Below are 13,861 nucleotides of genomic sequence, written 5' to 3'. Positions count from 1 at the left end.
CCTGAACGTACGGTTCGCTATGCCCGTAACGCTTATTCCCTCTTGATCGCCGTCAGCGCATCGGTTCGGGATGCTTTGATAGCGGGGAAGATTCCGGACATAACTCCGGTCAGCACGGCAAAGAACAGACCGACCGGTAGAACCCAGAAGCTGATGAACAATAAATCCCCGCCTCCGGAATTGCCTTCCGAGAACTTCTGGATGACGATATTAATCGTCCATATGACCCAATAGGATAGGATGATTCCGGCTACTCCTCCCAACAATCCTAACAGCGTAGACTCTACGATAAACATATTTCTAATTTGTTTTAAATTAGAGCCCAGCACCTTCATAATGCCGATTTGGCGTCTGCGCTGATAGGTGGACATGGTCATGGCCACAATAATGGAAATGGAGGCCACGAACAGAATGAACAGGCCGATGCCGCCAAAGATGAGGCGGACGATGACGAATTCCTGCTGCATCGATTCCCGCTGGCGCAGATTCGATTGTGTGTTTAATTTAAGCTTCTGGATGAGCTCTTCTGTTTGCTGCACATGATCGACAGAGTCAACCTTCACCTTGACACTTTTCTCGAAATACAGATCCTTTCGCCCGGTCTGCTTCATCATTTCCTGAATTCTTTCTCCAAGCTCGAGAGAGATGTAGGCTGCCCGGTCGTAGCGTATGGCATAATCAGGTATCCCTTCCGGCTTCTTGAGGACACCAATGACCCTGACCGGAAAAGAAGTAGTTTGCAATGTCCCATCGTCTCGCTCGTTGTGGTATTCCAGCACAATCGTTTTCTGATAGAGCGGATAGGGGATGGGAGGCTCATCCTCGCTAAAGGCGGGGGATTGTCCGGCCTTCAATCTGCGAATGGCCGCGGTTCGTTCATCGTATAAGTCGACGGTGGCTCCGTAGCTTAATATGATGGCGTTATTGAGATCCTGATAGCCTCCCTGCTGCAGCTCGAATCCAAAATCTTTCATTGCTCCCAAATCGGTAGCTATCAGCTCCAAGGATCCTCTCTTGGTAGTATCCACATTAAAGCTGAAATGCTGAAGCCGGGTGAAGGGGGCGATACTGACGACGTGCGGCAGCGAACGAATAATGTCTATCTTTTGCCTGGAAATGTCATTGACCCCGAGTGAAGAGACAGACCGCGCATTCTCGTTGGAATCACGGGAATCTTGTCCGGGGGAAATTTGAATTTCATCCGTCTTCAAATAAAAACCGATGCGCTGTTCGCTGAATTGGGTCACCGATTCTCCAAACGCCAGCGCAACGATAATAGAGGACGAACCGATAGCTATGCCCATAACGCAAAGCATAGTGACGACCAGGCGCCGCTTAAGCTGGTCCCAACCTAATTTTAAATAATCGGTGATTCTCATAATCCCTACCCCTGCCCTTTACTTATAGCATCCATGGATGCTATGTCTCTTGTCCTGCATCTGGTGCTCCCGTATGGTCTCTTGGTGAAGAAAACGTTGAAGGTTCGTCGGGAGCTGCGATCAATGGCCGTCCAGCGGTTTCAATATCCTCGGTCAGTTCACCGTCTTTTAACTGAATAATCCTCTGGGTCTGCATAGCGACTTCATGTTCATGGGTAACAATGACGAACGTAATCCCGGATGTGGTATTAAGCTGGATTAACAAATCGATTATTTCCTGTTCCGTCTTGGAATCCAGATTCCCGGTCGGTTCATCCGCGAAGACAATCGCCGGTTCGGTGATCAGCGAACGAGCAATGCTGACCCGCTGCTGCTGTCCGCCAGATAATTGAGAGGGGAACAGCTCGGTTTTATCAGCTAATCCTACCTGCTTAAGCAGGGTGAGGGATTTGCTTTTTCTAACTGCCGGGCTTGCACCATGGAAGACCAGGGGCAGTTCTACGTTCTCCCTAACGGTAAAATGGGGGATGAGCTCATAGGATTGAAAGATAAACCCAATGTGGGTTCTGCGAAATTCGGCCAATTGATTCTCGCTCATCTTTTCTATCGATTGACCTGAAATAAGTATAGAGCCTTCGGTGGGCTTCATTAGCCCTGCCATAAGATTCAGCAAGGTCGATTTACCCGAACCGGAACTCCCGAGCAGCGAGATCATTTCCCCTTTAGCGACACGAAAATTGATGTTCTTCAGCACAGGAGTCTGTTCAGCGCCATTCTGAAAAGTATGGAATAATTGCTTTACCTCAAGCATGCTGTTCCTCCATATTAAGCTCTTAGGGAACGGTCGTCCGGACCCGCTGAGCAAGATTTGCCGTAATTATGACCATCATAGAATTTTATAAGTTTCTACTTGGTGAACGGCTTCCATTCTATTTGTGTTCAAGTATCTTTACAACGCGGCCGCTCACCTCGAAATATTGCGATACAGGTTTTTCACAATTCTATCCAATTCTTATAACGACTAGTATTCAAAAAAGTTTTAAGTCAGCTGAAAGACTTCAAGAAAAGTCAAATCATGTTGAAGAATGCTACAAAATTTGGAAGACCCTGTATTAGTATACGAGTTGAGAGGCTTGATAGCAAATCAAGCAGCGGTAAAACTCCTTAAACCACGGGAATATGCTAGAATATATCCAGACAAGTCTAGACCGCTACTCTATCTAAAAGAAAGGTTGACTTCAAAATGGCAAATTATTCGATTATTGCATCCATGATCAGGAAAGAACAGCTCGAGGAAGTGAAGAAGAGCCAGGTCGACAAGGTCATTCTTATGTCAGGCGATATTATGAGCCTGCGTGAAATTATTGCGAGTCTGCATGAGTCTGACAAGGAAGTTTATGTGCATATCGAAATGGTCGACGGAATTGGGAGAGATGCTTCAGCTGTTCAATATTTGGCTGAAATGTTCCAGGCGGACGGAATCGTATCCACTAAAAGCCATGCCATTTCCGCCGCCAAGCAAGCGGGGTTGAAAACGATTCAACGGGTGTTCGCGATAGATTCGGCCGCCTTTGAAACGGCCATCCGAATGATTGCCTCCAGTAAGCCCGACAAGGTGGAGCTTATGCCTGGATTGATGCCCAGAGTGATCAACGAGATGAAAAAAAGGATCAATCGCCCGCTCATTGTCGGAGGATTGATCCGCTACAAAGAAGAAATCGAAACCGCGCTGAAGAGCGGAGCCGATTATGTTTCCATTGGTGATCCAGAATTTTGGTAGGGGTTGAGTGGTTCTAAACCTCCTGCACCCAAATTATCTTCTTAATCTGCGCAATACTTTACAGATAACAAATGCTATCGGATTTCGTCAAATGGTACCGAGTAATGTCAAGTGATGTCGAGTAATACTTGCTATTGGAGAAATCCATGCAGTCCCAAAGATGCGCTGATGATCAGTCCGGTGTTTACACTGGCCGAGAGGGAAGCTTTCATTAACGGTGCATAAGCGGCGGCCGGGTTATGCTCTTGCAGCTGTTTGTAAGCCTTTAATACCGGATTCGCTGTAATCAGCGCAATCAGCGAATAGACGGGCAGCGCTCCAAGCGCGACAGCCAGCAGCAGCATGGCATAGGCCGCTCCAAAAATAGCCAACGACACCTTCTGGGCGCCTCTTTCCCCAAGGATAACGACCAGAGTGTTTTTGCCGGCCAGTTTATCCGCTTGCCAGTGTAAGAAATGATGATTAAACAGAATCAATGTCGTTAATCCCCCAATGGGCAGGGAGGCTAGCAGAGCGCGGGAATCAAATTGCAGCGCTTGAACATAGTGGCTTCCCAGAACGGGCAGGATGCCAAAGCTTATGAAGATCGAAACTTCGCTGAAGCCCTTGCCTCTGTACCCGTAACGGATAGGAGGAGCCACATAGAAATAAGCTAGCAAGGCGCCTATCCCGCCGTAGACGGCTACCATGCCGCCTCGAAAGAAAATAAGCAGGATGCCGCAAATTAAACTGAAGGCAAATAAGCTCCAGGTTAATCTTGCGAACGTGCGCTCAGACCATTCGCCGCTAGTCAGCATTCCGGAATTAGTGGAAATCGTTCCCGTTTCCGAGTGTGCTGCAATATCGGCGCCATTGCGGTAATCCCACAGGTCATTGATCATATTAGAAAATAAATGCAGTGCAACTGCACCTATCAGCGTGACAGCAAACCATGTCCAATCGAAGACCCCATTCCAGGCATAGGCTCCGATGCCGCCGATCAAAACCGGCACGATCATGACAGGCACGACTTGAAACCGCGATGCTTTAAGAAACAGCTTGGCCCGACTCATGTTATGCCAACTCCTTTATCATTTGCCCCGTCATTCATGCTCTGATCGGAGAACTATCTCTATCTATTATCATATCACTAGCCCCAAAAAAGAGTATATAGCCATCTTCTGCCTATAAACAAGCCTAAACAATAAAAAGAGGATTCCTGCGGTTGAGGAATCCTCTGGCTTCAAGTTTGTCCGGGTTTTTAATCAAACAAGTCTTCAAAAATATCAAACACATTTCTTTTCTTTTTTCTCTTATGCTTCGGGTAGTGGTGATCATCTTTGGACGGATAAGATTCCCGATAGGAGCGGCGTTCGTCGAGATCGCCATAATCGTCCTGACGGGCAAACTCTCTCGGTTCGTTCCGTTCCCGGTAAGAGTAATCATATTCTTCCTTTAGCTCATGGACACCCTTCATCAGCTTTTCCAATTCTCCCCGATCCAGCCATACTCCTTTGCAGTCTGGGCACACGTCAATGAGGACTCCATCCTTGGTTACTTCACGCATTCGGACATCGTTACAAACGGGACATTTCATTGTTATCCCTCCAGTATTTAATCTATATATGTTGAACTAAAGAATAGCCTCATTCCGTTCCGAAGGAAAGTGCCTCCGAAGCTTCAAACATCATACTCCTTCCCCAAAAAGTGAAGACGAGCTTCGAAGCAATTCCAGGTACTTTTCGGGGACCCCGAACCAATAGATTCCCTTCTATATGGATGGGCCTTCGGATGGTAGGAATACAAAGCCAAAACTCGCCCTGGAAGCATCTTTCTTTCTCCACTTCATAACTATTCAATCATTAGTTCAATTTATATAGATCATTTGATGTTAATATAAACATATTTACGTGTTCCCAAGCAAGCTAGTTTCATTATGGCAAATGTTAACGGTCATTTGTCCAGTTTTACCCTCTTCTGCAGTTTACCCAGAAAGATGTCGGCCAGTATCGCCAAGAGAGCAGCGGGAATAGCGCCTCCATAGATCCGTAAATCATTGCGGTAATTAATTCCGGCATAGATTTCCCGGCCCAGTCCGTCTCCTCCAATAAAAGGGGCTACAGCCGCGACGCCGATCGCGATAACGGCGGCTACTCTGACACCCGTCATAATAAAGGGCAGGGATAGGGGGAGCTGCACCTTCATCAGAACTTGCAGGGGGCTCATCCCGACTCCTTTGCCGGCTTCGGTGATGCTGGAATTAATCTCGGTTAATCCTACGTACGTGTTGCGGATAATCGGGAGCAATGAATAGAGGAACAGCCCGACGATAACCGTCTGGGAGCCGAGGCCAAAAACGATCATCAGCATGACCAGCAGCGCCAGACTAGGGATGACCTGAACGACATTGGCGATTCCTAGAATAAGGGCCGCCCATCTGCGATTCAAGCTGCAAACCACTCCCAGCGGAATACCAACGATAAGAGCAAGAACAACGCCCATAACTACCATGACAATATGGTCGTAAGTCAGACTCAACAAATCTACCCAGTTTTCGCGGATATACTCCACAAATCTGTCCATATCGATTCCCCTAACTTTAATTATAAGTGTACAAGAAACCGATGGTCATCTACCTTTCTTAAAGAAGATTCATCGATTTCCATTACTTCAACAGGCCGATTTCTTTCAGAAATTCACGCGCAACCGCTTTTTCGCTTCGTTTATTGATATCGACTTCGTAATTCAATGAGGTCATCGTCTCCCCATCGATTTTACCGACGAGCTGTTCGATGATTTCATTCAATTCCGGATGCTGCTCGAGAACTTCTTTCTTAATAACCGGAGAAGCGTCATAGGGTGGAAAAAATTGCTTGTCGTCCTTCAAGGTGGTCAGGTTAAACTCCTTGAGCCGGGGATCGGTGGAGTAGGCCAGTACGATATCGACGTTATTATGAGCGACTGCTTCGTATACAAGACCAATCTCCATAGGGAAGGTTTCGCCGAATTGAATTCCGTATTGTTCAGAGAAGGCTCTGTAACCATCTTCGCTGCGCTCCAGCCAGGACATATCTACTCCGAGCCGCATGGTGGAAGCCACATCGTGCAAATCAGAGATTTGCTCCAACTGATACTTCTCTGCCTCTGCCTGGCGCACGGTGAAGGCATAAGTATTTTCAAAGCCGTATGGATCAAACCATTTGAAATTGAAATATTCATCGAAGCCGTCCTTCGCCTGCTGCAGCACCTGCTCCCGGCCGCGGCCTTCCTGTACGGGAAAATGATTGTTAAAGATTTCTCCTGTGTAAAGGGTTGCCATTTGTACGTCGTTATTCTTCATTGCATTGATGATAACCGGACTGGATGCGAGGTCTGGCATGGTACGAACCCGCAGATTAGTTTGTTCTTCGATCAGAATTTGGTACATGGTGGCAATAATTTTTGCTTCGGTATACGTTTGCGCACCGATAATAATCTGGTTTCCTCTGCCGCAGCCAGATACCCCTGCCAAGAGGGCCAGCAGCAGAAGGAATCCCACTGGTTTGTTTATATATGCTTTCATCTGGTACCCCCGTCATTAACTTTTTATACGCTTCCGATTCTTCTAACAAGCTCTGAACTAACCGGGATCGGCCGCGACTTGAACCTTCATTCGATTCGAGACGATACGCTCCAGCTTGCCGAATAAGAAATCGACCAAGAGGGCGAGCAAAACCGCCACCAACGCCCCGGTGATAACCATTGTCTTCATATTGACGGCCAGGCCGGTTAAGATAAGCTGTCCGAGTCCGCCCGCACCAATTAATGCGGCCAAAGTGGTCCAATTGATAATGTAAACCGTAGTGACTCTTATCCCCGTCATAATATAGGGAAAAGCCAGCGGCAATTGAATTTTGAACAATCTTTGCGTTGTGTTATAACCCATTCCGCGCGCAGCCTCCAGAACATCCGGATCTACCGCCTGAAAGCCGGAATAAGTGTTTCTTAAAAGAGGCATGAGTGAATACAAGAAGAGTGCCAATATGGCAGGTGTTGTACCAATTCCAAGCAACGGAATGAGCAAAGCGAGAAGAGCCAGGCTGGGGACGGTCTGCAGAACACTAGCTACGGTGAATACGATGGAATTAATCCACTTGATTCGATTGCCGGCCAAACCTACTCCGACAGGGATAGCTACCAGACATCCCAATAGCATCGCTGTAGAAGCGATGATCAAATGCTCCTGGAACGCTTTGCCAATATCGGGAAGCCGATGGATTAGAAATTCCCACAGAGATTCGTTCATCCCGCAGCCCCCTCCCCATCATCATCAGGCGTATAGACGTCGGCAATATGGCGGACGATGCTTCCTTTAGTAATCAAGCCTGCGAATTTAGTGCCGTTGCGAACGACCGGGACATAGGGCAAATTGTGCTCATTCATCAGATTAAGAGCCACCGATAAAGAGGTTCCGGTAGGAACTACATGCTCAAAGGGCTTCATAACATCAGCCAAGGTAATGTTCTCCTCTCTAAACCGATCCAGGACCTGGAAGATAGAGGCATGGCCTAACAGCTCGTTGTTTTTATCAACCACGACTAGCGAATCGACTCTTCGTCTTTCCATGATTTTAATCGCTTCTGCCAGACCCCGGGTCGGAAAAGCGGTAACCGGTTGATCGGCCATGACTTCGTCTACCGTAGGCACATCCGGACTGTCGGTTTCATTCTGCAGCCGTTTTTTACCGACGAAGCTTTTGACGAAATCGTTGGCTGGACGCCTGAGAATTTGCTCCGGACTTCCCTGCTGAACAATTTCACCGTCCTTCATCAGTACAATGTTATCGGCGATTTTGATCGCCTCGTCCATATCATGGGTTACGAAGATAATAGTCTTCTTCAGCTCTTGCTGCAATCGGATCAATTCATCTTGAAGCTGTTCCCGGCTGATCGGGTCCAGGGCGCTGAAGGGTTCATCCATCAGGATGACGCTGGGCTCGGCGGCCAAAGCCCGAATGACTCCAATACGTTGCTGCTGCCCGCCACTTAATTCGGACGGATAGCGGTTTCTATAGGTATCAGGATCGAGATTAACGAGGTGAAGCAGTTCATCAACTCTGCGGTCGATGCGCTCTTTATCCCATTTAAGCAAGCGGGGAACGACCGCTACGTTGGAGGCGATCGTCATATGGGGGAATAGCCCGATGTTCTGAATGACATATCCGATGCTTCTTCGCAATTCGACAGGGTCAATTTCAGAAATGTCCTTGTCCCGAATATATACCTTGCCTTTGCTTGGATAAATCAGTCGGTTGATTAGTTTCATTGTAGTCGTTTTGCCGCATCCGCTTGGACCAATCAGCACATTGATGCCGCCTTCACCAAACTCCAGGTCCAGATTTTTAATCGCGACGAATCCGTCGTCGTATGTTTTATTAACCCCTTCTAACCGAATCATTCTTTACAACCACCCCAATTATTTAGTTTGAAATGCTAAAGATTTTGGCCTAACCTCGGGTAATGCAGGCTTCCGAAGCAACGCGGTATGCCTTTGGCTTGACGGTAGTGATCTTAAGAAGCTTGCCGCTGCTGCTCCAAGTCCGAATCTTACCCTTTCTGTTTTTTATCAGAGTGTTGAAGTGCGGAGGCAGGTTGGAGTCCTTTTCGGGCAGCAATCAGGCTAGAATACTTACCCAAAATTTCCAGCCCTGAAACCGAAAAAAATAAATTTTTTGGAAATATGTAAAATTTACTCCCGTTCGTGAAGTCTTTTGGTCCAGAAGCCCCCGCGAAAAAACCTCGGCTCATACGAAATGACAAATGCTTTTGGGGCAAACTCCTGAATATAACGCAGCAGTTTCTTTTCGTTGGTCCGCTTGGCCAACACTTGCATGACCAGACGCGGTCCGTCCCGGCCTTCGGCTGTCCAGCTTGTAACCCCGTATCCTTTATCCCTTAATCGGGCGGGAAGACTGGTCTCCGCGGAATCAACTACAATTTGCACAGTCGAGTAACCGAGTGCCAACCACTCTTCGATCTTGATGCCGAGCCATACTCCGCTCCCCCAGCCAACACAATAAGCAATAAGGTTAAGAGGTTGATCAATATTATTCAGAACGATGTTCAGACCCATTAAATAAACAAAGACTTCCACCATGCTGATTAAAGAAGCAAGCAATCTTCTTGATTTCATGACTAGTATGATCCGAACCGTAAACAAGGATACGTAAACGATATTTATAATAATGATGGTTAAAATAATGGAGTTTGCGAACAACTCATCGCTCCCCTTTCTGCTATAGGTGTCCAACTACTTACCCCTTAACTTCCATTATGTAACAATAATGAAATTAATGACCCAAAAGATAATAATAGGTCAGCTTCCATGCTTGCAGCTTCTTGAGGGAAGATCGTACTCACTCCGCTTCTATTAAACGGCACCTTTAAACCTAAAGCGGAAGATTAGGAAGAAGGAGAGAAAGCCGGAAGGCGAAAAGACGAGAATTCCGCTAGCCGGGTGAATTTCTTCAATTCATAGTATGTACCATCCAAAGGATGAGGATACCAGAGCGGCCCGAATGCCCTATTTTGCTCGGATAGCCAAAAAGTCGGTAATAAAATTTAGGATGCCGAATACAATGGTCTTGTTGTTAAATCTCTGGATGAGGTGAAAAAATGTTATTATTGGAAGTACAGAGGCCTCTCAAACGGGTGAGTGAGGCTGAGCTTAAACAAAGAGAAGAAGTGATTCGCAGGTTGAAGCAAAATTACCGAGGGTTGTTCTCGGTTCACAAAGAATTTCTCTACCAAGCACAACCTGGCCAAGGCCAGCGTAAATCAACGACGGATACCTGAGGCTCTGCCCTCAGGTTTTTTCCAAAGAACTGATCTTTTTACGATGACCATATGGTTGGAATAAAGATTTTATAGCACCGCCACTTATATAAACGTATTGGAACAAAATAAACATGCAGAGGGGATTGAAAATGGGAGATTTGCGGACGGCTGTAACGATCAAGGTGATGTCATTCAATATTTATCATGGGGAAGGATTGCTTGACGGCAAGCTGGATCTGCAGCGAATTGCTGAGGTGGTCCGGGAAAGCGGAGCGGATGTAATCGGCATGCAGGAGGTGGACAAGCATTTCTCCGAACGAAGTGACTACGAGGATCAGGGAAAGAGGCTGGCCGAGTCCTTGAGCATGGATTATGCTTACGGCGCCAATTTGAAGCTGGAAACCTCATCCACCGGGGAGCCGGACAGAGAGTATGGCACACTCATATTAAGCCGTTATCCAATCGTCTCCCGGCGCAACCGGGCCCTTCCCCAGGTCGATAGCGAGGAAGGGTACAACGAGCCCAGAGGTCTGCTGGAGACTCATTTGAATATAGAGGGTCAGAGAGTTGTATTTCTAAATACTCATTTGGGGCTGAATGAGGTGGAAAGGAATGCTCAGGTAAACTGGATCATTCAGCAGTATGGAGACTGTCCCGAGCCGATTCTATTAGCAGGAGATTTTAATGCGGAGCCCTCCAGCCCCGAAATTAGAAGATTAAAGGAGGTCTTCCAAGATGCCTTTGAGCCATTTGGATTGCAGGACGAGCCTACCTTGCTTGAATATAAGGACATCCATGCGGAACCTGCGGAGTATCATTTAACCAAGAGGATTGATTATGTGTTTTCTTCCGGGCAGGTTCAGCTTATAGGGGCTGAGAGAATAAATTGCGTCGTATCGGATCATTTGCCCGTGACCGGGATCTATCGCCTCCAGCTATAGAACATACATAGATAGACTACGAAAGCTAAAAAACTTAGCGTTGAACGGACAAGGTCAACCGTTAATGATTTCTCCGCCATTAATGTGAATGAATTGGCCGGTCATGTATGCGGAGTCGCTGGAAGCCAGGAAGACGTAGGCGGGGCCCAACTCCTCCGGTTGTCCGGGACGCTTCATTGGGGTGTCGGCGCCGAAGGTCGCCACCTGCTGTTCGTCAAAGGTGGATGGAATAAGGGGAGTCCATATCGGCCCTGGAGCTACGCCATTGACCCGGATCCCCCTGCCGACCAAATGCCCCGATAAGGAGCGCGTGAAGGAAACAATCGCGCCTTTGGTTGCCGAATAATCGATCAATTCGGGGCTCCCCCGATAAGCCGTGATCGAGGCCGTATTAATGATCGCGGACCCGCTGCCCAGATGGGGCAAAGCGGCCTGGGTCATATAAAAGATCGCAAACAGGTTGGTGCGAAACGTCCGTTCCAGCTGCTGCGCTGTAATATTCTCGAATCTTTTTTGCGGATGCTGTTCGGCCGCGTTATTAACCAGAATGTCGAGTCTGCCGAACGTATCGATCGTCTGCTTCACGGCCGCCTGACAGAAGGACTCGTCCCCTAGATCACCCGCTATAAGCAAGCAGCGCTGCCCTTCTGCTTCGATCATTCGCTTGGTTTCGTTGGCGTCCTCGCTTTCGTTCAAATAAACAATGGCTAAATCTGCCCCCTCCTTGGCATAGCAGACAGCCGCCGCTCGGCCTATTCCGCTGTCTCCCCCGGTAATAATGGCCACTTTGCCTGTCAGCTTCCCGCTTCCCTTATATTGGGGATCTATAGCTTCTGGGCGGGGAAACATGTCCTGCTCTAGTCCAGGTTGACGCTCTTGATGCTGGGGAGGCATGGTCTGATTCGGTGGGCTCGGTGCAGTCATCGGAATCACCTTTCTTTTCAGTTATGGTTAAGACGGTCATGATTTGCTAACGGGATGCCGTTCATTCCATTCTTTGGCTTTGGCTGTTGCTATCGAGATGGCTCGTCCTTCCTCATAATGTTCCTCTAATAACGCATTGGCGATCTCTATCGCTTTGTTTCTTACGCGAGGCTCCAGATTTTTCATGGAAAGGGGGTAATCTTTTTTATTCCAAGGCATAGGCTGAACCTCCTTGAATAGTTTTGTCCGGAAATTCATCGATTATCCTTCGGATTAAGCTTGTCCTACGTTCTAATCTTGTTTTACCCATAGCCCCGGGAAGGTGAAACAAGCCGAAGCAGCTTCTAATCTTATTGAAGTCCTGCAGTATCGCTCATATTAGCGGTATCCATGACAAGGGGGCGCCGGTTTCTCTAGGGAGTGATTAAATGTCTTATCGGAAGAACTATTATAGGCGATTAAACTCTTCCTTCATCAAAATACGTAATTTCTGCTTCTCTTCGTACAATTTCACTCAGCCCTTCCTTGTAAAAAGGCATCAATGCATCGGATTCCTTCACATCTATCCATTGAATATCCGTAATTTCATCGGGTCTAACTATTTCCTGCTGCCCTCCAGTAATTTCCGCTCTAAAAGTAATAAACAGCACGTGCTCATCGTGCTTTTCAAGCATGGCTTCATTAACGGCGACAACACCAAATACTTTAATATCTAGTCCTGTTTCCTCTTTAGCTTCTCGTATGGCCGCCATTTCCAGAGTTTCATTTCCTTCTACAGCACCGCCCGGCAGAGACCACTGGTCATTATCTTTATTTTTGACCATTAAAATTTTTGTTTTAGTTGAATTGGTAATTAAGGAGTACACTACATTAACTTTTTTCATTAATATTCCTTCTTTCTTTTTAGATTGTGTGTAATAGGAGTCCCCAATGAGTCTCGTAGTCTAATAAACATGCTGTTTATCGGGATGGAGGGGGATTAGTTAGCATTTAATAACTGGCGCTGGATTGGGCAGCAATCTCTTGAATCAACCTGGGCAGCCAATCGTCCAATTGTTCAAATACAAAGCCCGCAGCTTCCGCTTTTGCCGTGTCCATATACCATGGCCGGGGAATACCGAAGGGAGATCGATGCTCCGGCTCTGTCTCTTGCATCACTTGGGCTTGCGTATGTAGAGCTTGCTCGATGAGCGAGACGATCTTTCCAGGTGAGGTTTCACCTTGAGCACAGGCGTTGACTGACCCTTGCAGTTGAGAATGTCCAAGCCAGGCCAGGAAAGCCGCCGCTTCATCGGAATGAATGAACGACAAGAACGCTTTCGGATTCGGGATCCCGAGAGGCTGGCCCTGCTGAATATGCTCCACATGAAAATGCAGCCTTCGAGTGTAATCATCGTGTCCTAATACAATAGGAAAACGAACAGCGGCTACCGAAAAAGGGGCTTTTTGAAATAGGACTGCTTCGACAAGCCGTTTTCCTTCTGCATAGTCGTCTTTGCCAGGATAAGTTTCTGGAAGAGGGTAGCTGTACGGGTCGAAATCACTTTCTCGTTTTCTCCCCTCTCCGAATGGGTAGACGCTAAGAGAAGAAGTGACGATATACTTATCGGTGCGGCCTGCAAATAGATGGACGGCATCCTCCGCTTCCTGAGCAGTGAAGCAAATGTTGTCATATACTACGTCAAAGCTCATCGAACCCAGAGCTTGGCTTAGTGCTGTCCTGTCTGTACGGTTAACCTGAAGCCTCTTCACCGAATCACCAAAGGGATCGGGAGTAGTACCTCTGGTTAAGATGGTAATATCCGCCTGATCGTGAATAAGCCTCTGCACCAATTTTTTTCCGAAAAACCTCGTGCCTCCTATAACAAGCACCTTTGTCATAGCTTCCACTCCTTTAATATATTCTATCATGAACGGCCTATTACTCCCAGATAATAGAAAACTAGAGGGGAAGGGTCACGGAGCAGCGTAGCCTTATTTAGGGGTACGCAGGCATGTTCTAATCTTCTGAATTAATAAATTCCTCTCATCCGCAGATATATC

The 13,861-nt window shown here is 47.3% G+C and carries 16 protein-coding genes; 3 read left to right on the top strand and 13 right to left on the bottom strand.

Features of this window, described 5'->3' with window-relative positions:
* Positions 1–32: 32 nt before the first annotated feature.
* Positions 33–1,379: an ABC transporter permease gene (locus KJS69_RS24280; RefSeq protein ID WP_213586393.1), complete on the bottom strand. Its 1,347-nt coding sequence runs from the start codon at positions 1,377–1,379 to the stop codon at positions 33–35.
* A gap of 40 nt (positions 1,380–1,419) precedes the next feature.
* Positions 1,420–2,190 (bottom strand): ABC transporter ATP-binding protein, encoded by a 771-nt coding sequence (locus tag KJS69_RS24275; RefSeq protein ID WP_213586392.1) that lies wholly within the window; start codon positions 2,188–2,190, stop codon positions 1,420–1,422.
* 432 nt (positions 2,191–2,622) lie between these two features.
* Between KJS69_RS24275 and KJS69_RS24270 the strand changes: the two genes are divergently transcribed.
* Complete coding sequence (locus KJS69_RS24270) at positions 2,623–3,159, top strand: glycerol-3-phosphate responsive antiterminator (RefSeq protein WP_213586391.1); 537 nt, start codon at positions 2,623–2,625, stop codon at positions 3,157–3,159.
* A 131-nt stretch (positions 3,160–3,290) separates the two neighbouring features.
* Here the strand turns inward: KJS69_RS24270 and KJS69_RS24265 are convergent, their stop codons facing one another.
* The 7 genes from KJS69_RS24265 to KJS69_RS24235 all read right to left on the bottom strand — a co-directional run bounded on the left by KJS69_RS24265 (position 3,291) and on the right by KJS69_RS24235 (position 9,426).
* Positions 3,291–4,211 carry a prenyltransferase gene (locus KJS69_RS24265; RefSeq protein ID WP_213586390.1) on the bottom strand — a complete coding sequence of 307 codons (921 nt, stop codon included), beginning with the start codon at positions 4,209–4,211 and terminating at the stop codon, positions 3,291–3,293.
* Between the two features lie 188 nt (positions 4,212–4,399).
* Entirely contained in the window at positions 4,400–4,735 is a 336-nt protein-coding gene (locus tag KJS69_RS24260; protein ID WP_213586389.1) for a TFIIB-type zinc ribbon-containing protein, read from the bottom strand.
* 356 nt (positions 4,736–5,091) lie between these two features.
* On the bottom strand, positions 5,092–5,721 hold the full coding sequence (locus KJS69_RS24255) for an ABC transporter permease (RefSeq protein WP_213586388.1): 630 nt from the start codon (positions 5,719–5,721) through the stop codon (positions 5,092–5,094).
* Positions 5,722–5,803: 82 nt separating this feature from the next.
* Positions 5,804–6,700: a glycine betaine ABC transporter substrate-binding protein gene (locus tag KJS69_RS24250; protein WP_213586387.1), complete on the bottom strand. Its 897-nt coding sequence runs from the start codon at positions 6,698–6,700 to the stop codon at positions 5,804–5,806.
* A gap of 57 nt (positions 6,701–6,757) precedes the next feature.
* Complete coding sequence (locus tag KJS69_RS24245; protein ID WP_213586386.1) at positions 6,758–7,423, bottom strand: ABC transporter permease; 666 nt, start codon at positions 7,421–7,423, stop codon at positions 6,758–6,760.
* Positions 7,420–8,574: an ABC transporter ATP-binding protein gene (locus KJS69_RS24240; RefSeq protein ID WP_213586385.1), complete on the bottom strand. Its 1,155-nt coding sequence runs from the start codon at positions 8,572–8,574 to the stop codon at positions 7,420–7,422. The genes KJS69_RS24245 and KJS69_RS24240 overlap by 4 nt, the downstream gene beginning before the upstream one ends.
* Positions 8,575–8,865: 291 nt before the next feature.
* Positions 8,866–9,426, bottom strand: a complete 561-nt coding sequence (locus tag KJS69_RS24235) for a DUF2179 domain-containing protein (RefSeq protein ID WP_374706715.1) — start codon at positions 9,424–9,426, stop codon at positions 8,866–8,868.
* A gap of 365 nt (positions 9,427–9,791) precedes the next feature.
* Between KJS69_RS24235 and KJS69_RS24230 the strand changes: the two genes are divergently transcribed.
* The gene (locus tag KJS69_RS24230) at positions 9,792–9,971 is read left to right on the top strand and encodes a hypothetical protein (protein WP_213586384.1); all 180 of its coding nucleotides are present in this window, start codon (positions 9,792–9,794) and stop codon (positions 9,969–9,971) included.
* A gap of 131 nt (positions 9,972–10,102) precedes the next feature.
* The gene (locus tag KJS69_RS24225; RefSeq protein ID WP_213586383.1) at positions 10,103–10,894 is read left to right on the top strand and encodes an endonuclease/exonuclease/phosphatase family protein; all 792 of its coding nucleotides are present in this window, start codon (positions 10,103–10,105) and stop codon (positions 10,892–10,894) included.
* A gap of 54 nt (positions 10,895–10,948) precedes the next feature.
* Here KJS69_RS24225 and KJS69_RS24220 read toward each other — a convergent pair whose 3' ends face one another.
* The 4 genes from KJS69_RS24220 to KJS69_RS24205 form a co-directional block, all read right to left on the bottom strand.
* A complete protein-coding gene (locus KJS69_RS24220) occupies positions 10,949–11,818 on the bottom strand; it encodes an SDR family oxidoreductase (protein WP_213586382.1) in 870 nt (289 codons plus the stop codon).
* A 36-nt stretch (positions 11,819–11,854) separates the two neighbouring features.
* Positions 11,855–12,037 (bottom strand): DUF2188 domain-containing protein, encoded by a 183-nt coding sequence (locus tag KJS69_RS24215; protein ID WP_213586381.1) that lies wholly within the window; start codon positions 12,035–12,037, stop codon positions 11,855–11,857.
* Between the two features lie 239 nt (positions 12,038–12,276).
* Positions 12,277–12,702 carry an NUDIX hydrolase gene (locus tag KJS69_RS24210; protein WP_213586380.1) on the bottom strand — a complete coding sequence of 142 codons (426 nt, stop codon included), beginning with the start codon at positions 12,700–12,702 and terminating at the stop codon, positions 12,277–12,279.
* Between the two features lie 106 nt (positions 12,703–12,808).
* The gene (locus KJS69_RS24205) at positions 12,809–13,699 is read right to left on the bottom strand and encodes an NAD-dependent epimerase/dehydratase family protein (protein WP_213586379.1); all 891 of its coding nucleotides are present in this window, start codon (positions 13,697–13,699) and stop codon (positions 12,809–12,811) included.
* Positions 13,700–13,861 lie beyond the last annotated feature (162 nt).

This window comes from Paenibacillus sp. J2TS4 (assembly GCF_018403245.1).
GTDB lineage: Bacteria > Bacillota > Bacilli > Paenibacillales > NBRC-103111 > Paenibacillus_L.
Note: the sequence above shows the minus strand (reverse complement) of the source record. Positions and strands in the feature narration are given on the sequence as shown.